The organism is Propioniciclava tarda (genome assembly GCF_900182665.1).
Classification (GTDB): domain Bacteria; phylum Actinomycetota; class Actinomycetes; order Propionibacteriales; family Propionibacteriaceae; genus Propioniciclava; species Propioniciclava tarda.
Window position 1 is genome coordinate 65,826 of the sequence record NZ_FXTL01000006.1, and the last position, 22,765, is coordinate 88,590.

The following is a 22,765-nucleotide window of genomic DNA, read 5'->3' on the forward strand; positions in this document are numbered from 1 at the left end:
GGAACGCCTTGTCGATCACGGGCCGCAGCCCCTCGCCGAGGTAACCCGAAGATCGTAGCGCCGCGGCGGCGTCGGGCACGAATCGCGGCTGAGTGCGCTCGTCGAGACCCTTCGACAAGCTCAGGGAACGGATACCGCCCCCTTCAATCCGGCCCCTGAAAGACACTCGTAGCTGAGTCTTGTGAGCCGACCACCGGGGAGCCGACGGTCGACGTCCGACCTAATCGGACATCAACGAGGTGACGGAGCCGTCGGTGAAGACCTCCTGGATCGCCTTGGCGATCATGGGCGCGATGGACAGGACGGTCATCTTCGGGATGGCGTCCGTGTCGGCCACGGGGAGGGTGTTCGTAACGATGACCTCTTCGAACTCGGACGCGTTGAGGCGCTCGATCGCGGGGCCGGACAGGATCGGGTGCGTGGCCGCGCAGATCACCTGGGCCGCCCCATGCTCCCTGAGCACCTTGGCGGCGCCGACGATGGTCCCAGCGGTGTCGATCATGTCGTCGACTAGGAGGCAGCAGCGGCCCTCGACGTCGCCGACGACCTCGCCGACCGCGACCTCGTTGGCCTTGTTCGGGTCGCGGCGCTTGTGGATGATCGCCAGCGGCGCGCCGAGCCGGTCGGTGTACATGTCGGCCAGCCGGACGCGTCCCGCATCCGGGGAGACGATCGTCATGTTGTCCACCGGGTACTTGGACTTGATGTAGTCGGCCAGCACCGGCAGCGCCATGAGGTGATCAACGGGGCCGTCGAAGAAGCCCTGGATCTGCGCCGCGTGCAGGTCGACCGACATGAGCCGGTGCGCGCCCGCGGTCTTGTAGAGATCGGCGATGAGGCGGGCCGAGATGGGCTCGCGTCCGGCGTGCTTCTTGTCCTGGCGGCCGTAGGGGTAGAACGGCGAGACCACCGTGATGCGCTTGGCAGACGCCCGCTTGAGGGCGTCGATCATGATGAGCTGCTCCATGAGCCACTCGTTCACCGGCGCCGGGTGACTCTGGATGACGAACGCGTCCGCGCCGCGCACCGACTCCTCGAAGCGGACGTAGATCTCGGAGTTTGCGTAGGTGACTTGCCTTGTCGGGACGAGATCCACGTTCAGCAGGTCGGCGATCTCCTCGGCGAGTTCCGGGAAAGCGCGACCGCTGCACAGCATCAGGTGTTTGTCGTTCGGCCTGGTGATGCCGCTCACTCGATATCCCCTCGCGTGCCTGGTGGGCAGTGACCGGGCCATCCTAACGGTGAACGGACGCCCCCGTGTCGCGTCGGCTGGCCTGGCGGGACGCCACGCTCCGACGAGAGCGGTGAGGACGGTGGCGTCGCCGGACCGGCCGAAATCCGGACCTCAGACTGACGGACCCTTCTGGTCGGGCGACGTCACCGTCGCCGCGACGTGCCCCAGCCTCTCCAGGCTCAAACGACGTGCCCGTCCACGGCGGACAACGGCGCCACCCGCTCGCCCTCGCTGATGTGGGCGGCGCGCAGGTCGACGAAAGCCGCGACGCGGGCGTCCGCTTCGATCTCGGTGCCGGGACGAAGGTGGACGAAGGGTCCCACCGAGGCGCGATCGCCGATCGTGGCCAACAGGCCGTGCGTGCGGACGACCTTGGCGTCCTGGCCGACCTCGGCGTCGCGGAGGGTGGTGTCGGGGCCGATGATCGCGCCGGTGTGGATGGTCGTCGCGCCCTCGAGGTGCGTCCCCGGCAGGATCGTGACGTCGGTGGCGATGTCGACGCCGTCCTCGATCCAGGTGGTGGCGGGGTCGATGATCGTGACGCCGCCCCGCATCCAGGACTCGCAGATGCGCTGGTTCTTGATGCGTCCGAGCGTGGCGAGCTGGGAGCGGTCGTTGACGCCCTCGGCCTCCCAGGGGTCGTCCAGGACCATCGGGTGGACGTGTCCGCCTTGGGCCTTCGCGTAAGCGATGACGTCGGTGAGGTAGAGCTCGCCCTGGGCGTTGTCGGTGGTCAGCGAGGCGAGCCCGGCGCGCAACGTGTCGGCGTTGAAGACGTAGATGCCCGCGTTGATCTCGGTGATGGCGGCCTGCTCGGGGGTGCAGTCCTTGCGCTCGACGATGCGGACGACCTCGCCGGCTTCGTCGCGCAGGATGCGTCCGTAGGAGCCGGCGTCGTCCAGGATCGTGGTGAGGATCGTCACGGAGTCGCCGTTGCTCCGATGGACGCCGACGAGCGCCTTCAGCGTCTCACCGGTCAGCAGCGGGACGTCGCCCATGGTGACGACGACCTCGCCGGTGACGTCCGGGATGGGGAGCAGACCGGAGCGGACGGCGTCCCCGGTGCCCTTGGGGCTCTCCTGGACGGCGATCGTGATGCCCGGTGCGATCTCGGCCAGGTGGGCCTCGACCTGGTCCCGCTGATGGCCGACCACCACCACGAGGTGCTGCGGATCGAGCGCGCCCGCGGCGTCCACGGCATAGGACAGCAAGGTGCGTCCGGCGACCTTGTGCAGCAGCTTGGACGTCGTCGACTTCATCCGCGTGCCTGCGCCGGCGGCCAAGACGACGACTGCGGCGACCCCCGAGACCTGACCTGTTTCCACCATCGAGCCCTCCTGATGCGTTGTCAGCACTCTATCGGGGCGACGATTCTGCGGCCTCAGGCATGGGCAGTTGTTGGCGATGACTCCTCGATGGTGGCTCCCCGGGTAGGAGTCGAACCTACTTCGCTAATCCTGATTCAAAGTCAGGCGGGCCCTGCCGAAAGACCAACCGGGGAACGGCCCCGAAGGGCCTCAGGGGAGTTTACGGCGGCGGACGCTGCGGGCGCGACTCGGGACGCGTGGGCGTCCGGGTCGCACGTCGGCGTCCGATCGGACACACTGGCGGCGTGAGCAGCAGCCCGGTCGCCCCCCGTGCCCGTCGCGCGCGCGTCCGGATGACGCGGGCCGAGCGTCGCGAGCAACTCGTCGACGTAGCCCGCGCCCTGTTCGCCGAGCGCGGCCTCGAAGGCACGTCGGTCGAAGAGATCGCGATCCACGCCCAGGTCAGCAAGCCCGTCGTCTACGAACACTTCGGCGGTAAGGAAGGCCTTTACGCGGTCGTCGTCGACCGCGAGGTCCGGCAGCTGCACGAAGCGATCGCCGGGGCGATCACGCGTCCGGGCACCGACCCGCGCTCGCTCATCGAACTCGGCACGATGGCCCTGCTCGACTACATCGAGGAGAACACCGACGGGTTCCGCATCATCTCGCGCGACTCGTCCCCGTACACCCAGGGCGGCTCGTACCAGACGATCCTGAGCTCGATCGCCAGCCGGGTCGAGGGGCTGCTCGCCGCCCAGTTCTCGCACCGCGGTTTCGACCCCGAGATCGCACCGCTCTACTCGCAGATGCTGGTCGGGCTCGTGGCGCTGGCCGGGCAGTGGTGGGTCGACAACCGCGACGTCACCCGCCTTGCCAAGCGCGAGGTCGCGACCCACCTCGTCAACCTGACGTGGAACGGGATGCGCCAGCTCAACCCTCATCCGGAGCTGCGGCTCCCCGACGGTCAGAACTGAACCGCACACCGACGCGCGGTAGGCCGAGTTGACCGTGCGCATCGAGTGGTCTGGAGACCGCTTGGACGCCGACGCGCGCGTGCGGCGTCCGCCTGGAGCCGCTCAGGCGACCAACTTCGCGCCCTGCACCGGACCACTCACCCGCCGCACTGTTCGGCACACGTCCGCGGCGCTCAGCCGGAAGGACAGGTCGATTGCCGCCTCTTCGCTGGACGCCAGGAACGCGATCGTCGGTCCCGAGCCCGACACCATGGACGCCAAAGCGCCGGCGTCCATGCCTTCGGCCATCGTCTTGGACAACTCCGGACGCAGCGACAGCGCGGCCGGCTGAAGATCGTTGACGAGGACGCCCGCGAGCGCGGTCGCGTCCCCGGACGCTAGCGTCTCGAGCATTCCGGTCGGGACGCCGAGCGCCGGGCTTGGATCGGGGTTCAACTCGTCGAAGCGGGCGAACACCGCGGGCGTTGACAGCTCGAAGTCGGCGAACGCGAGCACCCAGTGGTAGCTGCCCCGGCTGAGAACAGGCACGAGGTCGTCGCCGCGTCCGATGCCGTAGGCCGTTTGTCCCATCAGCGAGAACGGCACGTCGGCGCCGAGTTGCTTGCCCAGGTCCAGCAATTCGGACTGGGTGACGTCGAGGTCCCAGAGCACGCTGAGGGCGACCAGGGCGGCGGCGCAGTCGGCGGATCCGCCTGCCATGCCGCCGGTGACCGGGATGCTCTTGCGGATGGCGATCGCGGCGCCGGCGTCCGGGCTGCCGTAGGCCTCGGCCAGCAGCCGGCCGGCCTTGACGACGAGGTTGCGTCCGTCGGTGGGGACGAGGTCGGCCTGCGCCCCCGTCACCGTGACCGGGAACTCGCCGGGCGGCGCCGGACGCACCTCCAGGTCGTCGTAGACGCTGACGCTCTGGAAGACGGTGGCCAACGGGTGATAGCCGTCGGATCGGCGCGGACCGACGCGCAGCGCGAGGTTGATCTTGCCGGAGGCGCGCACGCGCACCCCGTCGATCCCTCGGACGTCAGCCATGGCCCTTTCCTATCACCCCTAGCTAGGACGAGAAAGCCCGAGGGCGAACCGTGACCGACCAGTCAGCTCCGGGCTCGGCGCTGCTCGGCGATGCGGGCGAAGTCCGCGACGCGCAGCGTCTCCCCGCGGGCCTGCGGGTCGACTCCGGCGGCCGCGATCGCCTCGGACGCCGCCGACGATGACCCGAACACCCCGACCAGCGCGGCGCGGAGCATCTTGCGGCGCTGCGCGAAGGCTGCGTCGATGATGGCGAAGACCTCGTCTCGGGACGCCGACGTTTGGGGTGGTTCGTGGCGCACGATGCGGACCAGCCCAGAGTCGACGTTCGGCACGGGCCAGAACACCGCGGGAGGCACGGTGCCCGCGCGGGACGCGTCCGCGAACCAGGCCAGCTTCACGCTGGGGACGCCGTAGGTGCGGCTCCCCGGTCCGGCGACGAGGCGGTCGGCCACCTCGAGTTGGACCATCACCAGGCCGCGCGTCCAGGAGTCGAAGGTCTCGCACAGGTGCAGCAGCACCGGGACGCTCACGTTGTAGGGCAGGTTCGCAACGACGGCGGTGGGGGGCGGTCCGGGCAGCTCGGTCACGTCCAGGGCGTCGGCCTCAACGACGGTGAGGCGTCCGGATGCGTCCGGGAGGCGCTGTTCAACCGTGGCCGACAGCCGGCGGGCCAGCGACGACTCGATCTCGATCGCGGTGACGTGCTTGGCGACTTCGAGCAGGCCCAGGGTGAGCGAGCCGAGTCCAGGGCCGATCTCCAGGACGACATCGTCGGGGGTGATGCCGGACGCCGCGACGATCCGCCGGACGGTGTTGGCGTCGTGGACGAAGTTCTGCCCGCGCTGCTTCGTGGGACGCAGGTCCAGTTCGGACGCCAGCGCGCGAATCGTCCGCGGGTCCAGGAGGCCCTCAGCCATGGTTCGGCTCCGATCCCTGCGCCTCCGGACCCGCCCCCTGAGCCTGTCGAAGGGCCGGCCCACCCCAGTCGCCGAACAGGGCCGTGGCGTTGGCGTCCAGCGCGATGCACAGGCTCCCGAGGTCGTCGCCGCGCATGTCAGCCATGGCCCGTACGGTCACGGGCACGAGAAAGGAGGAGTTGGAGCGCCCGCGGTAGGGGACGGGCGTCAGGTACGGAGCGTCGGTCTCGACGAGCAGCCGATCAGCCGGGGTGACGCGCAGCGCCTCCCGCAGCTGGTCGTTGCCCTTGTAGGTGATCGTGCCCGGGAAGGACAGGAAGGCGTCGTGGGCGAGGCAGCGACGCGCGAAGGCGGCGTCGCCGGAGAAGCAGTGGAATTGCACCCGGTCGGGCCAGCCCTCGGCGTCGAGTACGTCGAGGATGTCGTCGTGGGCGTCCCGGTCGTGGATGACGAGCGCCTTGCCATAGGCCTTCGCCAGGGCGATGTGGGCGGCGAACGACACGCGCTGGCGCGCCTGAGCGTCGGGGTCTTTGGTCCGGAAGAAGTCGAGTCCCGTCTCGCCGACGGCTCGAACGCGGTCGGACGCCGTCACGAGCGCCTCGATGTGGGCGAGTTGGTCGGCCAGCGACGCGCGCCTCCCCGTGACGCCATTCGGGCCGTCCTGCAGCGTGCCGGCTCGCGCGGCGTCGTTGGGGTGCAGCGCGACCGTGGCGATGACCCCGGGGTGGTTCTCGGCGTTCACGATCGCCTCCCGCGAACTGGACACGTCGCAGCCGACGTCGACCAGCCGGGTGACGTTGACGGCTGCGGCCAGCGGCACAGCCTCGTCCGCGCGCAGGCCGCCCTTGACGGTCGTCGACTCGAGGTGCGTGTGGGCGTCCGTGACGGGAGCCGGCAGCGGCTCGGGCAGTGGCGGACGTGCGTGGCTCACGAGTGACCCTCCTGTGGTTCGCCAAGCAGCCTAGCCGGGCCGGCTACGCGTCCAGAGATGTGCGATACGCGTCCGCACCCAGCATCAGCGCCCTAGCGCAGGCGTCAGCGCCCTAGCGCAGGCGTCAGCGCCCTAGCAGATATGGGTGGCCTGGTAGCCGGCCTCGGCGATGGCTGCGATCAGGTCGGCGTCCGTGACGTCGGCGTCCGCATGAACGATGGTGCGCGCCGTCCGGAGGTCGGTGCACGCGGACGCGACGCCCTCGACGTCCAGCAGGAAGTCGTCGATGAGCAGTCCGCAGGCGGCGCAATGCATCCCGGTGACGGTGAAGGTGACCTTGCGCATCATCGGACGTGGAGGGTCGCGGTGTACATGCCCATGCTGCAGACGATCGGGTAGTCGCCGGGGGCCAGGACGCCGAGGTCGAGCGTCTTGCTGCCGTTGGAGGGCAGGAAGGTGCGCTGGTTCAGCGTCGGCATCGTCGTGGCCAGGATGCAGGAGTACACGTTCTTGGTGGTGAAGGTCACCTTGACCGGGGCACCCGCCGCGACCGTGACGTCGCTGGGCTGATACCCCTGATCGAAGGCCTGAATCCGGACCTCTTGCACCTGACCGGGTGCCGCAGACACGACAGTCCCCGGACCACTCCCCCGCGCACCTGGCAAGGGCAGCGAGACCGGCGATCCACCGGCGACGAGGCCGGAGTTGAACGTCCAGACGCCGAACGCGACGACGAGGACGCCGAGCGCCGTCGACAGCGCGCGCCCAAACGGCAGGCGGGCCGAGAGGAAGCCGTAGACGGCGAACAGCGGCGCCGTGCCGAGGACGAACACCGCCATGACAAGGGCGCCCGTCATCGGCGAGCCGCTCGTCGCGGCCAGCATCATCATCGAGAGCGTCACGCCGCACGGGATGAGCAGGACGGCCAGCCCCAGGAGGAAGGGCGCCAGAGCCGACCCCGAACGCGTCTGCCTGCGGACGGCCCCCAACCACGAGTCAGGGGGTGTGAAGGTGAGGTTCTTGAAGCCGGGCACCCCGAGCGCCGAGAACCCGAGCACCACCATGAGGGCGCCCGCGACCAGCAGCGCGACCGTGCCGACCATGGGGCTCAGCCCGAGCGCCACGCCCACGGCGCCGAGCGCCGCGCCCGCAACCGTGTGCGAGATCAGCTTGCCGATCAGGAAGCCGCCGACCGGGGCCAGGTCGTCCGCGACCGAGCGCCGAACGGCACCGGACGCCTTGCGTTGCCGCGCGATCAGGCCGACCAGCAGCCCGCCCTGGGTGACCGCACAGGTGGTCGCCCCCGCGAGCAGGCCCGCGGCGAGGATCAGCCACCAGTTCACCATCGAGCCACCACGCTCCTTCGTCGGACGGCGGAAGCATACCCCCCCGGGGTAGCGTGCGTGGAGCGCTCCAGCTCAGCCCTTGCGGGCCGCGAGCGCCGCGTCGTAGAGCGCGCTCTTGCTCAGCCCGGACGCCGTGGCGACCTCGGCGACGGCGTCCTTGAGGCGCTCCCCCTCCGCGACCCGACCCAACACCGCGCCGACGGCGTCCGGCAGTGAAGCGACGACGGCGACGGCACCCGAGATGACGACGGTGATCTCGCCGCGGACGCCCTCCGCGGCCCAGGCCGTCAACTCCCCGAGCGATCCGCGACGCACCTCCTCATACGTCTTGGTCAGCTCGCGGCAGACGACGCCTGCCCGGTCCGCGCCCAGAACGGACGCGGCGTCCGCCAAGAAATCGCCCAGCCGATGCGGCGCCTCGAAGAAGATCATCGTGCGCTCCTCGGACGCCAGCGCCTCGAGCCGGCGACGACGCTCCCCCGACTTGCGGGGCAGGAAGCCCTCGAAGCAGAAGCGGTCCGAGGGCAACCCGGACACGGCCAAGGCGGTCAACACGGCCGACGGCCCCGGCACCGCAGTCACCCGGAAGCCCCGCTCGGCCGCGGCCGCCACCACCCGGAACCCGGGATCAGAGACCACCGGCATGCCGGCGTCCGTCACGACCACCACGCGGCGACCCTCGGCGAGGGCGTCCAGCAGGACGCCGACGCGCGACGCCTCGTTGCCGTCGAAGTAGGACACGACGGGCGCGTCGACGGTGATGCCGAGGCGTCCGAGCATGGCTTTGAAGCGGCGGGTGTCCTCAGCGGCGATGAGTCCGGCGCCGGTCAGCTCGCGGATCAACGCCGGGCTGGCGTCCGCGATATCGCCGATCGGGGTCGCTGCCAGCACCAGGACGCCGCCGGCGTCGGAACCTGTGGGAACGGTCACGGACCTCAGTATGAGCTAGCCCGGAGTCTAGGATGACCGCCGTGACGACCCCCACCGCCAGCACCCCCGCCCCCGCGGCGCCCTCGTCGGGGCTCGGCGGCGCCACGAGGGCCGGGGTCCGCACCACGGACCTGCCGACGATCGTCCGACTCCGTGACTTCATGCCCACCGATCGCCTCCGCGCCTGGTTACTCACCGCGATCGTCACCGCCATGGCCTTCGCGATCCGCGTCTATAACCTCGGCTACCCGGACTACCTGATTTTCGACGAGACGTACTACGCCAAGGACGCCTATTCGATGATGCGGTTCGGCGTCGAGCGGCAGTGGCCCGACCCGATGGACGTGACCAACAAGGCGTTCGTCGCGGGTGACTACTCCTATCTGCAGGCTGGCCCGAGCTTCGTCGTTCACCCCCCGCTGGGTAAGTGGCTGATCGGCGTCGGCGAGGCCATGTTCGGCGTCAACTCGTTCGGCTGGCGGTTCATGGCGTGCGTCTTCGGCGCGCTCCTTGTCGGCATGACGATGCGGCTCGCTCGCCGAGTGTCGCGCTCGACGCTGGTGGGCGTCATCGCCGGGCTCCTGCTCACCTTCGACGGCCTCGCGTTCACCATGTCGCGGATCGCGCTGCTCGACATCTTCCAGGCCTTCTTCGTCGTCGCCGGCGTCGCGGCAGTGGTCGCCGACCGGGACTGGTTCCGCAACCGGCTCGCCGACCAGCTCACGGCCCTGGGGGCGTCCGATCTCGACGGCCGGTTCGGACGCCTCGCGCTGTGGCGTCCGTGGCGCTGGGTCGCCGGGCTGATGTTCGGCTGCTCGATCGCCGTGAAGTGGAATTCGATCTACGTGCTCGCGGCGTTCGGCGTCCTGTCGGTGCTCTGGGACGTTGGCGCCCGCCGCCTCGCCGGCGCCGACTTCCGCTCGTGGCTGGCCCTGCTGTTCGACGGAGTCCCGGCCTTCATCGCCCTCGTCGGCACCACGGTGGTCACGTACGTCGCATCATGGGCGGGCTGGTTCGCCAGCCCGACGGATGGCCATGGTGGCTGGGCTCGGGACTGGGGATTCAAGAACCCCACCGATCCGCTGGTCACGACGTTCGGCCCCGACATCGCCGGCTGGCTGCACTACCACCAGGAGATCTACGGCTTCCACACGGGCGACTTCATCAACAAGGCCACGCACGTCTACAACGCTCACCCCGCGGGCTGGCTGCTGATGATCCGTCCGATCGGGATCGACGCGGTCAACGACATCAAGCCAGGCGTGGACGGGTGCGTCACCACGTCCGGCAACTGCCTGCGCGTCATCAGCGGCATCGGGACGCCGCTGCTGTGGTGGTTCGCCGCCATCGCCCTGGTCGTCGCGGTGGTTTGGTGGGTCGCCGGACGCGACTGGCGCTTCGGCGTCCCCGTCGTGGCCGTGGCGGCCACCTGGCTGCCGTGGGTCTACCAAGGGGTGACGACGACGCGTCCGCTGTTCTTCTTCTACGCCATCACGATCGTGCCGTTCACCGTCATCGGGCTGGCCATGGTGCTGGGGCTGATCCTGGGCAAAGCGCGATCGTCCGGACGCCTCCGCGGCGCCATCGTCGCCGGCCTGGTCGTCGCCCTGGTCATCGTGAACTTCGGCTTCCTGTACCCCGTCTTGACCGACGTGATCCTCCCCTACAACGACTGGCGCCTGCGCATGTGGCTGGGCTCCTGGATCTGATCTCAGCCCTGCCTCAGCGCCTCACCGGACGCCGATAGCGAGCCCCCGCGGCGTCCCTTAGACTCCTCGCCGAATCCAACGGGGAGGACCCACCATGGCGCTCTGGACGCTGCACGGAGACGGAAGTTTGAAGCCCGGAGAGGTGGTGGCCCCCCACGAGAGATTGAGCTGGGGCAAGACCGCCGGCCTGGGCGCACAGCACGTGGTCGCGATGTTCGGCGCGACGTTCGTATTCCCCCTGCTCATGGGCCTGAACCCGCAGCTCGCGGTGATGATGTCGGGCATCGGGACTTTGCTGTTCCTGGCCATCGTCCGCGGACGCGTCCCGAGCTACCTGGGCTCGTCGGCGTCCTTCGTGGGCGTCGCGACAGCGATCTACGGGGCCGGCGGCAAGCCCAGCGATGTCACGGGCGCCATGCTCTGGGTGGGCCTAGCCCTGCTGATCGTCGGCATCATCATCTCGGCGGCGGGGTCGCGGGTGATCCACAAGGCGCTGCCGCCGGTCGTGACCGGCGCGGTCGTCATGCTGATCGGCTTCAACCTCGCGCCAGTCGTCGCCAACGTCTACTGGCCGCAGGATCAGTGGATCGGCCTGCTGGTCATGCTGGTCGTCGTCGTGTTGAGCGTCGGCGTCCGCGGCTTCATCGGACGCATTGCGATCTTCCTCGCCCTGATCATCGGCTACGTGCTGTCGTGGCTGTTCGACAACGTCTTCGGCCCGATCACGAGCTACTCCCCCGCGGCTGGCAAGGTGACGACGCACCCGCGCGTGGACTGGTCCGGAGTGGCCAGCGCACCGTGGTTCGGCTTGCCGCCTGTGACCGACCTGGCCACCTGGAAGCTCAACGCCGCGACCAACGTCGTCGGCTTCCACGCCCCCACCTTCAACCTGGCGTTCGCCCTTGTGGCGCTGCCGGTCGTCATCGCACTCATCGCCGAGAACACCGGCCACGTCAAGGCCGTCGCCGAGATGACCGGCGCCAACCTCGATCAGGACATGGGCCGCGCCATCGCCGCCGATGGCGCCTCGTCGATGCTGGCGACCGCCCTCGGCGCCGGACCGACCACCACGTACGCCGAGAACATCGGCGTCATGGCCGCCACCCGCGTCTACTCGACGGCCGCCTACGTGGTCGCGGCCGGCGTGGCGATCCTGTTCGGCTTCTCGCCGAAGTTCGGCGCGGTGATCTCCGCGACCCCGGGCGGCGTCCTGGGCGGCATCACCGTGGTGCTCTACGGCATGATCGGCCTGCTCGGCGCGAAGATCTGGAAAGAGAACAAGGTCGACTTCGGCAACCCGATCAACCTGGTTCCCGTCGCCGCCGGCATCATCATCGGCATCGGCGACGTGTCGCTGAAGGTAACCGACTCCTTCACGCTGTCGGGCATCGCGTTCGGCACCCTGGTGACGGTCATCGTCTACCACCTCGCGCACGCGCTCGCCCCGGCCGAGCTCAAGAAGGACGCCGAGGGCGCGGTCCTCATCGTGGACGCCCCCGGCGCCTACCGGGACGATTCCAACGAGGACTAAACCGCTTGCTGCATTGATCGGACGCCGCTCCGCGCCTCTGGCGTGGGGCGGCGTTTGGCGTGTTTGGGGCCGGAGCCCCTAGTCACGACGACGCCGACTGAGGTACTGGCGGGTTATCCACAGGTTTGAAACGGCCCGCCTAATGTGTTGCCGTGAACAGACCGACGTGGGCGGAGGCGTCCGACCTCCTGCGCAACTACTACGACACGGAATGGGGTCTCCCCGTGCGGGAGGCGTCCGACGTCTTCGAGCGGATCGTGCTCGAGGGCTTCCAGGCCGGGCTCTCGTGGTCGACGGTGCTCGCGAAGCGTCCGGCGTTTCGCAAGGCGTTCAATGGCTTCGATCCGGCCAAGATCGCCCGCTTCACCGAACGGGACGTGGCGCGGCTGATGGCCGATGCGGGCATCATCCGCAACGAGCAGAAGATCCGCGCCACCATCACCAACGCCAGGGCGGCGGTCGCCCTCGCCGCCGAGGGCATCGACCTCGGGGAGTTGGTGTGGTCGTTCCGTCCCGAGGATCCGACGGCGGAGGCCGAGGGCTACCCCAGCAAGTCGCCGGAGTCCTTGGCGCTCAGCAAGGAGTTGAAGCGGCGCGGCTTCGTCTTCGTGGGGCCGGTGACGATGTACGCCGCCATGGAGGCGATGGGAGTGATCGAACACCGCCTGCCGTCGGATTGACAGTGGCCTTGCATCGCGAGCGATGCTGGTGGCGTGACCGGATGGACGCCTCAGCGCCACCGCAGCCGGGCGGCTGCCGTGGTCTGTCTGAGCGTTCTCGTGGCCGGTTGTTCGTCAGGAGGAATCGTGTCGACCCCCAGTGACCCGTCCGGCGCGCCGGCCGCGCCCGCGTCGGGGGCTACGTCAGCCACTTCATCCGCAGGCCCAACGACCTCGGCGGGCCCGGGAGGGGCCGCGACCCCGGCGTCCCCGGGTGGTTCGCCCACTCGGGATCCGTCGGCAGGGTTTGAGCCCGTCCCGTCGGTCCCACCGGGACCTTCGGGAGGTGCCGCGGCCGTGCCGGACGCAAAGTGGACCGCGATCCTCACCGACCTCGCCACACGAGGAGTGGGCGCCGACCGGGTGATCCTGGCGAGCGCTCGTGCGGTCACCTGGCGGGACGGCTCCTTGGGCTGCCCCGAGCCTGGCCAGTTGTACACCCAGGCCTTGGTGCCCGGCTGGGAAGTGGTCGTCACGGCGTCCGGAACGCGCTACGACTTGCACTTCGGCAGCGACGACATCCCGCGGCTCTGCACGCGCCCTCACCTGACAGGTGGCGACAGCCCCAACGCCTGACTCACGAAGTTGACGTCTGGCGCGGACGGGAAGCGTCGCGCGCCGGACGTCGATTCGTCGGGGCTTGAGATCAGCGCACGGGCACCAACAGCGCCTCGGACGCACCAGCCGCGTTGTCGTAGGCGACGACCATCAGGCCGAGGGGCTTGGTGGCGGCCATCGCAGTCGGATCAACGGGCAGCTTCATCGACAGGGACTTGTTGCGCTCCACCGTCGCGTACGTTCCGTCGCTGAGCAGCGCCTTCGCGAAGGGGTTGTACGTGGCCCATCCAGCCATCTTGTCGACGGTGGCAGTGTCCTCGCCGCTGTAGCTCATGACCGTGTACTTGAACGTGCCATGAGCGCTCGTCAGCCCGAGATCGGACAGACCCACCGACAACAGCACGGTGCTGCTGTCCGTCGGCGCCGTGGTGAACGCTGTGGCGTACAGCGACCCGTCACTCATGGTGTAGACGAACGTCGCCATCTTCCCGTTCGGATCACCCGTGGTGACCAAGCCGTAGTCAGCGGCGAAGACCACATAGTCGGGCGTCCCGTCGAGGTTCGTGTCGACCTGCACATCGAACTCGTGGACGGCGGCGTTGGAGTACCGCGTCCAGTTGTTGATGGCGAAGACGAGCAAGTCGTCAGCAGGGAACGCCTGCACGCCAGCGGCCCTCAGATCCATGCCGGCGCTGAGCGAGTTTGCGGGCAGATCACGTCCGTCGAGCAGACCCAGGGTGTAGAAGTCCAGGCCGGCCGGCAGCGCGCCGCCCTTGTTCGTGAAGGTCGCCGTCAGACCGTCGCGATCCTGCGGACGGCCGCCGAGCGACACCGCAGCCTTGGCTTCGGCGCGCGGCACCAGCAGGTAGGGCACGGCGAGCGTCGAGCCGTCGGACGCGGTGGCGACCACGGAGCCCGACACCTCGGCGAACTGGAAGCCGGGTCCTTCAGACGTGCTCAGCTTGGCCGGATCCACCGAGAGCTTGACGCGAACGATCTCGCTCCGTCCGGGAGCGACCCGGACCGTCTGCGGCGTGACCATCACGGACGCGGCCACCGACTGCGGCGTGGCCGCGGACGACATCGTGTAGGTCACCGGCGTCGTCCCGTTGTTCTTGATCACGACGTTCTTGGTGGCCGAGTACTTGCTCGACAGCTCGGCCAAACCGAAGCTGACGGACGGCTCACGCAGGCGGACCCCCGTGCTGGTGGTGAACTGGTCGCCCAGGAGCACCGACCTCGTGGCGACTGACTGGGCGACATCGATCTGGCCTTGGCCACCGAGGGTGAGCCGGTAGCCCGCGATCTTCCCGGCGTCAGCCGTCGAAACGAGGGCTGCCGCGATGTCCTGGGAGCTCCAGCTGCGATGCGCCTGGACCGTCAGCGCCGCCGCTCCGGCGGTCTGCGGGGCGGCCATCGAGGTACCCGACAGGATCTCACTGCCGCTACCCGAGCCGACCAGGGCCGACATGATCGAGACGCCCGGCGCGGTGACGCTGGGGCGCAGGCCCGAGTCGTAGGACCGGGGGCCGCCCGAGCTGAAGTCGGCCAGCGCCGTGTAGGCCGGGTTGGCGAGCCGGTTGGCCGCCAGCGTCAGGGTCTTTCCAGCGGCCGCGATGATGGCGGCGGCTTGGCTGGACTTGACGCCGATGAAGGGGATCGTCACCGGGTAGGCCTCACCCGTGTCGGGATCGCCGGCGATGGCACCTTCGTAGGGAGGGTAGACGTCGGTGGTGTTCAACATGAGCGCCGCCGCCGCGCCGGCCTTCTGCGCGTTCACGGCCTTCGCGACTCGCGCGCACGTGCCGCGCTTCGAGACCGCGATCTGGCCGCCATCGGCCACCACGCCGGCCTTCGTGTAGGCCGCGACCGAACAGCCGAGGGCCTCGTTTTCGCCCGTGGCCGGATCGTCGGTCAGCACCACGATCGTGAACGGTCCCGCAGGCAGCGGCGACGCGCCGTTGGCGTTGATCGCCTGCATGGGCGTCCCACCGGCGATGGTGATCAGGGCGCCCGGGAACTCCTTGGTGCTGTCCTGAGCAGCGACCGAGATCACGCCGGCGCCCGTGGACGGCGAGCCGACGAGGTACGGGTTGCCGCCGCTGTTGCCGGCGGACGCGATGACGACGACGCCGGCCCCGACCGCGTTGCTGGCGGCGACGGCGGAGGGGTCATCGGGCAGCCCGAACGGCGAGCCCAGCGACATGTTGATCACGTTGACGCCGTCTTGGACGGCGCGGTCGATGGCCAGGGTCGTGAGGTCGGTGGAGCCGAAGCAGCCGAAGACCCGGTAGGCGTAGATGTCCGCCTGGGGCGCAACACCCGGTCCGACCGACCAGGAGCGCTCGCTGGTGGCCGCGTTGTACGGACCGGCGTAGGCCGTCCCGTCGGCGTTGACGCCGCCGCCCGCGGCGGTCCCGGCGACGTGCGTGCCGTGACCGGCGTCCGAACAGTCGAGCGGGTTGACGTCCGGCGTCGCGGTCGTGGACCCCTTCTTGCCGCTCGCGTCGTAGCCGTCACCGGCGAGGTCGTAGCCGCCCTTGACGCGCGGAGCGTTGGGTCCGAACAGCGCCGGGTCAGCGGCCACGGTGTCCGCGGCGTTCGCGGCGGCGTAGGCGGCCGCGGTGCCCGGGCCACCGAAGTCGGCGTGGGTGTAGTCGATGCCCGTGTCGATGATGCCGATCTTCACTCCGGCGCCCGTGTAGCCCGTGCTCTGCCACACTCCCGGGACGCCAAGGTAGGGAACGCTCACCGCATTGTCGGGCGTGTGCTGAGCGATGGCGTGGACGGCGACGACGCCGGCAACGGACGCGAGCGCCTCGACGTTCTTGCGGGTCACCGACACCTGGACGCCGTTGTAGGCCGACTGCATCTGGCCGGTGACCTTGCCGCCCTTGGCGGAGATGGCCGCGCGTGCGGCGTCCTGCTTGCTCTTCAGTCCGGAGCGGATCGAGGTCCGCTCGGAGTCGGACAGGACGCGCTCCGCCTTGGCCTCGACGACGGCAACGGGGTCGCCCTCCATCTCCAAGATCACGTTGACGCGGGTGTCGTCCGCGATCGACTTGGGCAGGACGCTGGCGTCCACCTTGGCTCGAACGGGGTTGACGCGTTGCGCGCCGCTGGTCGGGGCCGCCTGCGCGGCGGTCGGGACCGCCAGCGCAAGGACGCTGACCGCTATGAGTAGAGACTTGATCCTCACGAAGGGACCACCTTCCAGTGATGTCTGGCTCACGCCGCCTCAGCGCGGCTCCCAGCAGGCTAACCGTTGAGGACTCCAGTGCGATCAGTCGAAAGTACTGACTGTCGACCACGGCGGCGTCCGCGTTCGGCGCCGGGACGACCCAGGACGACACCCGCGTCTGATCACCGCCAATGCGGACGCCTACGCGCGACCGGGTTTACCGTGAGGCATGCGACGGCTAAGACTCCTGGCCTGGGCGGCGTCCGCGGCGCTGACCGCGGGCTGCGCCGTCCCGTCGTTGCTGTCGTCACCGTCGCCGTCCGCCGGGACGCCGACGCCCACCGCGACGCCCACGACTTTCACCGTGACCGTGGCCAGCGGAACGGCCACGTTGAAGGTGCGACACATCCCCGCGACGACGGGCAACGAGCTCGGCCAGATTCCGCCGGGCGCCTCGGTGATCGTCGACTGTCGCGCCAAGGGGACGCTCGTCTCCGGCACGCAGGGTTCTACGGCCACCTGGGACTACCTCACCTACAACGGCGCCGCCGGCTACATCGCCGCGGCGTTCGTCGAGGGCGGCGACGCGGCCCGGATCCCGGCCTGCCCCTACTCGGCGACCGCCGCCCCCACTCCCCTGCCTCTTCCGGCGGGGACGCCGTCGGCGGCCGATGTCGGCGCGATCGCGGCCGCGATCGCCAGCAGCCAACTCGGCGTGGCCGAGACCCCGACCAACTGCAACCCCTACTCGAAGGTCTGCGAGGCCTGGTGTGGCCACTTCGCGACTTGGGTGTGGCAGCAGGCGGGCGTGAAGATCCCCGATTACGGCTTCACGGGCGACATCTACGCGTGGGGAAAGAAGAAGGGCAAGGCACACCCGGGCACGGCCGGGGTGGGTGTCGGCGACGTGGTGCTCTACGGGACAGGTCCCGGCTCGGTGAAGAGCTCCACCCACGTCGACATCGTGGTGGCGGTGTTCCCGGACCACCTCCGCGTCATCGGAGGCAACGTCGACGACCGCGTCACCGAGCGCAACGTCCCGCTCACGGGCATCTACGGCTGGGTGGGTATCAGGTAGGTGAGTCCGCCACGGCCGGACGGATGCGTCGGCGCCCGCGACTCATGCGGGTGGAGGAGCGGGGATCTGGCGCGCAGAGCCCCAAACGCGGTCGCTCGACCCGCATTTGTCTCGGTTCTCGTTCGTGGACGAACGGGTGAATGGTTAGCCCAGGGTGGCCAGGTGCTTCAGCGACCGGACGCCGCCCCGGCGAAGCTGACCATGCCGGGCAGCAGCGGCACCAAGGTCGCCTGGTAGGCGTGGTAGAGGTCGGGCTTGCCCCACCACACCAGCTCGGACGGCTCGTTGGTCGGGCTCAGCTCGTGGATCCAGCCGCCGCGCTCGTGATCGACGAGGTGCTCAAGGGCATAGGCCCAGTATTCGTCGTAGTCAGCGCGGTATTTCTCGTCGCCGGACGCCTCGTACAGCGCCCAGGCTGCCGCGATCGCCTCGCAGCAGACCCAGTGCAGGCGCTCCCGGACGACGGGGGCGTCCGAGAAGTTGGTGGTGTAGACGAACCCGGCGGCGCCGTCGACCGACCAGCCGCGGGTCTTGGACGCCTCGTAGAGTGACGCGGCGTCGTCCAGCATCCAGGCGGGCGGCTCCTCGCCGCGGGCCAGCAGCGCGTTGCGGGCGTTCAGCGTCAGCCGGGACCACTCCAGGAGGTGCCCGATCGTGACCCCGTAGGGACGGAAGGGGTGCGCGGGCTCGTCGATGTTGTAGTCGAGCTCGACGTTCCAGGACGCGTCGAAGTGCTCCGGGAGGCGCCAGTCGGCGTCCCGGGCGAAGCCGTGGATGACCCGCTCGATGATGCCCACCGCGCGGTCGGTGAGCGCGGCGTCGCCGAGCACCTCGCCGGCGGCCAGGTATGCCTCGACCGTGTGCATGTTCGCGTTCACGCCGCGGTAGCCCTCGCACGTCGTCCAGGCGCGGTCGTACTGCTCGCGCGCCAGGCCGGCGTCCGGGTCGAAGAAGTAGCGGTCGAAGACGGCGAGGGCCTCATCCAACAGGTGGCGACCGCCGGGATGACCTGCCTTCGTCAGGGACGCCGCCGCCAAGATCACGAACGCGTGCGCGTACGCCACCTTGGTCGTGTCGGTCGCCTCGTAGATGCCGACGCCACCGACGGCCGGCAGCCAGCCGCCATGGTCGGCGTCCCGCAGGCGTCGGACGAGGCCGTCGTAGCCGACGTCCAGCAGCGGACGCAGGCTCTCGTCGCCACGCAGGACGCCGAGCGCGGCCACGTGGGTCATGCGGCTGTGGATCCAGGTCTCCACGGGACGCTCCGCCACCACGTGGTTGTCGGGATCCAGCCAGCCGAAGCCGCCGTCCGGGTGGACGGCGTTACGGGCGAGGGCGACCAGGGATGCGGCGTGGGCGTCCAGACGAGCAGCCTCGGGCTGACCAGGGCTAACGGGATGCGACATGAGGCTCCTATCTCACGCGAGGACGGCGGACAGACATGATCCGACATCGTGGCCCGGGTCACCCACTCATGCACTCGGTCGGGCTTACTGCGCCTAGCTCGACGCCGGACGCCTCCGCCGCCAGCCGAGCCAGACCCACAGCACCGCGAAGCCGGACGCCGGCGTGACGCCGACCCAGCCGAGGTCGAGGCCCGCGACGGCGTCCAACCAACTCGGACCCCCGACCCGCTCCACGAGGATGCCGACCAAATCGACCAGGCCGATCCCGAGCGCGACGGCGACGGAGATGGACGCGACCACGAGGTTGTCGTTGAGCTTGCGCAGCGGGTCGTCCAGCGCCCAGCCGTAGGCCCGGCTCATGATGACGCCGTCGAGGGTGTCGAACAGGCTCATGCCGGCCGCGAAGACGATCGGCAGCGCCAGGACGCCGTACCAGGGCAGCGCGCTCGGACGACCTCGCGCAGCGCCACCAGATTGACGATCCCGATGGCGCACAGGAACAGTCCGGACGCCGCCGGCCGAGCCGCGGGCCTCGTGGCTGTGTGCACCCGGGCATCGTACGGGCCCCGCTGTCGGCCGACCGTCATACACCACAAGTGCACTTGGTGCGCTTCTGCCGCTTCCGCCACGAATCTCTCGACGTCGTCATACGATCGACGTGGCTATCAACGGAGAGGTCAACAGACGTGTACAAAATCGTTCGGCGTGAGCAGTTCTCGGACACGAATTTCCTGTGGGAGGTCGAGGCGCCCGACGTCGCGACGTCCGCGGAACCGGGGCAGTTCATCATGGTCCGCCTTCATGAGGGCTCCGAGCGTGTGCCCCTGACCGTCGCCGACTTCGATCGCGAACGCGGCACCATCACCCTGGTCGTCCAGGCGCTGGGCAAGACCACCCAGGAGATGCGCGATAAGTACCGCGAGGGCGAGTACTTCACCGACTTCGTGGGCCCGATGGGTCTGCCGACGCACATTCGCAACGAGGGCCACGTCGTGCTCGTCGGTGGCGGCCTGGGCGTCGCGCCGGTGTTCCCGCAGCTGCGCGCCTACAAGCAGGCCGGCTGCAAGGTCACGGGCATCATCGGCTTCCGCAACAAGGATTTGATCTTCTGGGAGGACCGTTTCAAGGAGTTCTGCGACGAGCTCATCGTCTGCACCGACGACGGCTCCTATGGGCGTCCGGGGTTCGTGACCCAGGCGCTGCGCGAGGTCGTCGAGACCGAGAAGCCGGACCTCGTCGTCGCGATCGGCCCGATGCCGATGATGCGGGCGTGCGTCGAGACGACGCGTCCGTACGGCACGAAGACGATGGTCAGCCTGAACTCGATCATGGTCGACGGCACCGGCATGTGCGGCTCGTGCCGCGTCACCGTGGACGGCGTCGTGAAGTTCGCCTGCGTGGACGGCCCCGACTTCGACGGGCACGCCGTCGACTTCAAGGAGCTGATGGTGCGCCAGGCGCGCTTCAAGAACCTCGAGGTCAAGGCCGCCGAGGCCTACGACCACGTCTGCAAGGTCGAGCAGGAGCTGATCGGCGACGGCAAGCGCAACTACAAGAGCGCGATGAAGGTCTCGCCCGAGCAGACGCCGATGCCCGAGGCCGATCCGCACATCCGCGCCACCAACTTCTCCGAGGTCAACCTCGGCTACGGCATGAAGGAGGCCTTCGAGGAGGCTGAGCGCTGCATCCAGTGCTCGAACCCGAAGTGCGTCGCCGGCTGCCCGGTGTCGATCGACATCCCGGGGTTCATCCGCAAGGTGCTCGTCCGCGATCTCAACGGCGCGCTCGAGGTCATCAACGAGTCGAACCTGTTCCCCAGCATCTGCGGACGCGTGTGCCCGCAGGAGTCCCAGTGCGAGGCCCAGTGCATCGTCCGCAACGAGAAGCGGGGTCGTGAGGCCGTCGGTATCGGACGCCTCGAGCGGTTCGTCGGCGACAACGCGGTTCCGCGGCGCAACACTCCCCCGGTGGTGGACGAGCCCCTGGGCCGCGTCGCGATCGTCGGCTCGGGCCCGTCGGGCCTAGCCGCTGCGGCCGACCTGGCCAAGGCCGGCGCCGAGGTGGTCGTCTACGAGGCGCTGCACGTCGTGGGCGGCGTCCTGCAGTACGGCATCCCGAGCTTCCGCCTGCCGCGCGAGATCATCACGCGCGAGGTCCAGGGACTGCGCGACCTCGGCGTCCAGTTCGACACCAACAAAATCGTCGGCAAGACGTTCACGATCGACAAGCTCATGCAGGATCGCGGCTTCGACGCCGTCTACGTCGCCACGGGCGCCGGTGCGCCGTCGTTCCTCGGCATCCCGGGCGAGCACGCCGGCCAGGTGCTGAGCGCCAACGAGTTCCTGACCCGCATCAACCTCATGGGCGGCAACAAGTTCCCCTACCTCGACACCCCGGTGAGCCAGAGCCAGTCGGTCATCGTCATCGGCGCCGGTAACACCGCCATGGACTGCCTCCGCGTCGCCAAGCGCGTCGGCGTCCCGAAGGTGACGTGCGTGTACCGCCGCTCTGAGGCGGAGGCGCCCGCCCGCATCGAGGAGCTGCGGCACGCCAAGGAGGAGGGCATCGAGTTCCGCTTCCTGCACGCGCCGGTCGAGATCCGCCTGGACGACGAGGGCAACGTCACGGCCATGAAGACCGAGGTCTGCGAGCTCGGTGAGCCCGATGACAAGGGACGCCGCCGCCCGGTCGGCACCGGCGTCTTCGAGGACATCGAGTGCGACACCGTGATCTACGCGTTGGGCACCAACGCGAACCCGATCATCGCCCAGTCGACCCCGGACCTGGCCCTCAACAAGTGGGGCTACATCATCGCCGACGACGACACGCAGGCCACGAACAAGCCCGGCGTCTTTGCCGGCGGAGACATCGTCACCGGCGGCGCGACGGTCATTTTGGCCATGGGCTCCGGACGCCGTGCCGCCAAGTCCATCGGCGCCTTCTTGGCGTCCGGCAAGTCCCTCGAGGGCCGCACCTGGCCGGTGACGTCGGAGATGGCGGACGCCTTCGTCCCGCCGACCGCGCCGCAGGTTCCCGCGTCGCCCGAGGTGATGGACGCCGTGACCGCGGCGCTGGGATCGGACGCCGACGCGAAGGCCGCCGCGGCGGCCGGTTCCGTCGGCGCCGTCGAGGCGCCCAAGCCGGAGATCGGCGCCACCCCCGAGGAGACGCCGCTGCCGGCGGCGTCCATGATCGAAGCCCAACCGACCGCAACCGCGACCGACCAGGAGGAAAGCGTGACCATCTGCCCCCGCTGTCACCGTCCGATCGAGGGTTCCGAGCAGTACATCTGCTGCGCCGGCGACACCCTGCAGTGGAAGTGCACCCAGTGCGGCAAGGTGAGCGAAGGCTTTGCCTTCCCTTACGGCCAGTGCCCGATGTGCCAGGGCAAGCTCGTGCGGGACGCCGGCGCGGGCCCGGTGGACGAGTCCAACGAGCGGGCGATGGAGGCGATCCGGACCGCGTTCGAGATCGAACTGGGCGGCGGCGCGTACTACCGCAAGGCCGCGACGGAGGCGTCCGACCCGGCGTTGAAGGACCTCTTCCAGCGCATGTCCGAGATGGAGGACGAGCACCTCGACACCCTGACCCGTCGCTACCACGCGGAGGTTCCGGCGCCGAGCCCCGACTTCGAGACCAAGCGCGCGGCGATCTTCGCCGGCCTGGAGCACCAGCCGGACGACCCCGCGAACCTGCTCAAGCTCGCCATCGGCTTCGAGAAGCGCGCGGTGGCGTTCTTCGAGGGCCACGTGGCCGAATGCCCCGAGGGCTCGGTCGAGCGCGAGCTCTACGAAGAGCTGGCCGCCGAGGAGCGCGAGCACGTCGACATGCTGACCGACGAGCTCAACCGCTTCCTGGTCGGCAAGGGCGGCGTCCTGTAGGTTCGGCGCCCGAGCGAGGTCGGTGGGGGGCTGAACG

18 protein-coding genes and 1 tRNA gene are annotated in these 22,765 nt (G+C 69.4%); 7 read left to right on the forward strand and 12 right to left on the reverse strand.

What is annotated here, in order from left to right; genetic code table 11:
- Window positions 1-220: 220 nt before the first annotated feature.
- From FN821_RS06445 to FN821_RS06455, 3 genes are all read right to left on the reverse strand, one after another.
- A complete protein-coding gene (locus FN821_RS06445; protein WP_277751012.1) occupies window positions 221-1,192 on the reverse strand; it encodes a ribose-phosphate diphosphokinase in 972 nt (323 codons plus the stop codon).
- A 221-nt stretch (window positions 1,193-1,413) separates the two neighbouring features.
- Window positions 1,414-2,562, reverse strand: a complete 1,149-nt coding sequence (glmU, locus tag FN821_RS06450) for a bifunctional UDP-N-acetylglucosamine diphosphorylase/glucosamine-1-phosphate N-acetyltransferase GlmU (RefSeq protein ID WP_131171898.1) — start codon at window positions 2,560-2,562, stop codon at window positions 1,414-1,416.
- 91 nt (window positions 2,563-2,653) lie between these two features.
- Window positions 2,654-2,735, reverse strand: a tRNA-Gln gene (locus FN821_RS06455).
- Between the two features lie 111 nt (window positions 2,736-2,846).
- Here FN821_RS06455 and FN821_RS06460 point away from each other — a divergent pair.
- Window positions 2,847-3,515 carry a TetR/AcrR family transcriptional regulator gene (locus tag FN821_RS06460; RefSeq protein ID WP_338324581.1) on the forward strand — a complete coding sequence of 223 codons (669 nt, stop codon included), beginning with the start codon at window positions 2,847-2,849 and terminating at the stop codon, window positions 3,513-3,515.
- 102 nt (window positions 3,516-3,617) lie between these two features.
- On the opposite strand, the gene FN821_RS06465 is transcribed toward FN821_RS06460, so the two are convergent.
- The 6 genes from FN821_RS06465 to rsmI all read right to left on the reverse strand — a co-directional run bounded on the left by FN821_RS06465 (window position 3,618) and on the right by rsmI (window position 8,665).
- On the reverse strand, window positions 3,618-4,541 hold the full coding sequence (locus FN821_RS06465) for a 4-(cytidine 5'-diphospho)-2-C-methyl-D-erythritol kinase (protein WP_131171899.1): 924 nt from the start codon (window positions 4,539-4,541) through the stop codon (window positions 3,618-3,620).
- A 62-nt stretch (window positions 4,542-4,603) separates the two neighbouring features.
- Window positions 4,604-5,458 carry a 16S rRNA (adenine(1518)-N(6)/adenine(1519)-N(6))-dimethyltransferase RsmA gene (gene rsmA / locus FN821_RS06470; protein ID WP_131171900.1) on the reverse strand — a complete coding sequence of 285 codons (855 nt, stop codon included), beginning with the start codon at window positions 5,456-5,458 and terminating at the stop codon, window positions 4,604-4,606.
- The gene (locus tag FN821_RS06475) at window positions 5,451-6,389 is read right to left on the reverse strand and encodes a TatD family hydrolase (RefSeq protein WP_131171901.1); all 939 of its coding nucleotides are present in this window, start codon (window positions 6,387-6,389) and stop codon (window positions 5,451-5,453) included. Before FN821_RS06475 ends, rsmA begins: the two co-directional genes overlap by 8 nt.
- 132 nt (window positions 6,390-6,521) lie before the next feature.
- Window positions 6,522-6,737 carry a heavy-metal-associated domain-containing protein gene (locus FN821_RS06480; RefSeq protein WP_131171902.1) on the reverse strand — a complete coding sequence of 72 codons (216 nt, stop codon included), beginning with the start codon at window positions 6,735-6,737 and terminating at the stop codon, window positions 6,522-6,524.
- Window positions 6,734-7,735 carry an urease accessory protein UreH domain-containing protein gene (locus tag FN821_RS06485; protein WP_131171903.1) on the reverse strand — a complete coding sequence of 334 codons (1,002 nt, stop codon included), beginning with the start codon at window positions 7,733-7,735 and terminating at the stop codon, window positions 6,734-6,736. The genes FN821_RS06480 and FN821_RS06485 overlap by 4 nt, the downstream gene beginning before the upstream one ends.
- 72 nt (window positions 7,736-7,807) lie before the next feature.
- Window positions 7,808-8,665, reverse strand: coding sequence for a 16S rRNA (cytidine(1402)-2'-O)-methyltransferase (gene rsmI / locus FN821_RS06490; RefSeq protein WP_180319745.1), 858 nt, complete (start codon window positions 8,663-8,665; stop codon window positions 7,808-7,810).
- Between the two features lie 161 nt (window positions 8,666-8,826).
- Here rsmI and FN821_RS06495 point away from each other — a divergent pair, with 161 nt between their 5' ends.
- The 4 genes from FN821_RS06495 to FN821_RS06510 all read left to right on the forward strand — a co-directional run bounded on the left by FN821_RS06495 (window position 8,827) and on the right by FN821_RS06510 (window position 13,200).
- Window positions 8,827-10,374 carry a dolichyl-phosphate-mannose--protein mannosyltransferase gene (locus FN821_RS06495; RefSeq protein WP_131171963.1) on the forward strand — a complete coding sequence of 516 codons (1,548 nt, stop codon included), beginning with the start codon at window positions 8,827-8,829 and terminating at the stop codon, window positions 10,372-10,374.
- A gap of 94 nt (window positions 10,375-10,468) precedes the next feature.
- The gene (locus tag FN821_RS06500) at window positions 10,469-11,905 is read left to right on the forward strand and encodes a uracil-xanthine permease family protein (protein ID WP_131171904.1); all 1,437 of its coding nucleotides are present in this window, start codon (window positions 10,469-10,471) and stop codon (window positions 11,903-11,905) included.
- Between the two features lie 152 nt (window positions 11,906-12,057).
- Entirely contained in the window at window positions 12,058-12,585 is a 528-nt protein-coding gene (locus FN821_RS06505) for a DNA-3-methyladenine glycosylase I (RefSeq protein ID WP_131171905.1), read from the forward strand.
- Between the two features lie 336 nt (window positions 12,586-12,921).
- On the forward strand, window positions 12,922-13,200 hold the full coding sequence (locus FN821_RS06510; protein ID WP_131171906.1) for a hypothetical protein: 279 nt from the start codon (window positions 12,922-12,924) through the stop codon (window positions 13,198-13,200).
- Window positions 13,201-13,270: 70 nt separating this feature from the next.
- On the opposite strand, the gene FN821_RS06515 is transcribed toward FN821_RS06510, so the two are convergent.
- Complete coding sequence (locus tag FN821_RS06515; RefSeq protein ID WP_206662028.1) at window positions 13,271-16,381, reverse strand: S8 family peptidase; 3,111 nt, start codon at window positions 16,379-16,381, stop codon at window positions 13,271-13,273.
- Between the two features lie 211 nt (window positions 16,382-16,592).
- On the opposite strand from FN821_RS06515, the gene FN821_RS06520 reads away from it, so the two are divergent.
- On the forward strand, window positions 16,593-17,441 hold the full coding sequence (locus FN821_RS06520) for a CHAP domain-containing protein (protein WP_131171907.1): 849 nt from the start codon (window positions 16,593-16,595) through the stop codon (window positions 17,439-17,441).
- Between the two features lie 167 nt (window positions 17,442-17,608).
- On the opposite strand, the gene FN821_RS06525 is transcribed toward FN821_RS06520, so the two are convergent.
- Together FN821_RS06525 and FN821_RS06530 are read right to left on the reverse strand one after the other, a co-directional pair.
- Window positions 17,609-18,847: an AGE family epimerase/isomerase gene (locus FN821_RS06525; protein ID WP_131171908.1), complete on the reverse strand. Its 1,239-nt coding sequence runs from the start codon at window positions 18,845-18,847 to the stop codon at window positions 17,609-17,611.
- A gap of 93 nt (window positions 18,848-18,940) precedes the next feature.
- On the reverse strand, window positions 18,941-19,342 hold the full coding sequence (locus tag FN821_RS06530) for a HoxN/HupN/NixA family nickel/cobalt transporter (RefSeq protein WP_241660150.1): 402 nt from the start codon (window positions 19,340-19,342) through the stop codon (window positions 18,941-18,943).
- Window positions 19,343-19,533: 191 nt separating this feature from the next.
- Here FN821_RS06530 and gltA point away from each other — a divergent pair, with 191 nt between their 5' ends.
- Window positions 19,534-22,728 (forward strand): NADPH-dependent glutamate synthase, encoded by a 3,195-nt coding sequence (gene gltA / locus FN821_RS06535; RefSeq protein WP_206662029.1) that lies wholly within the window; start codon window positions 19,534-19,536, stop codon window positions 22,726-22,728.
- Window positions 22,729-22,765: the final 37 nt, after the last annotated feature.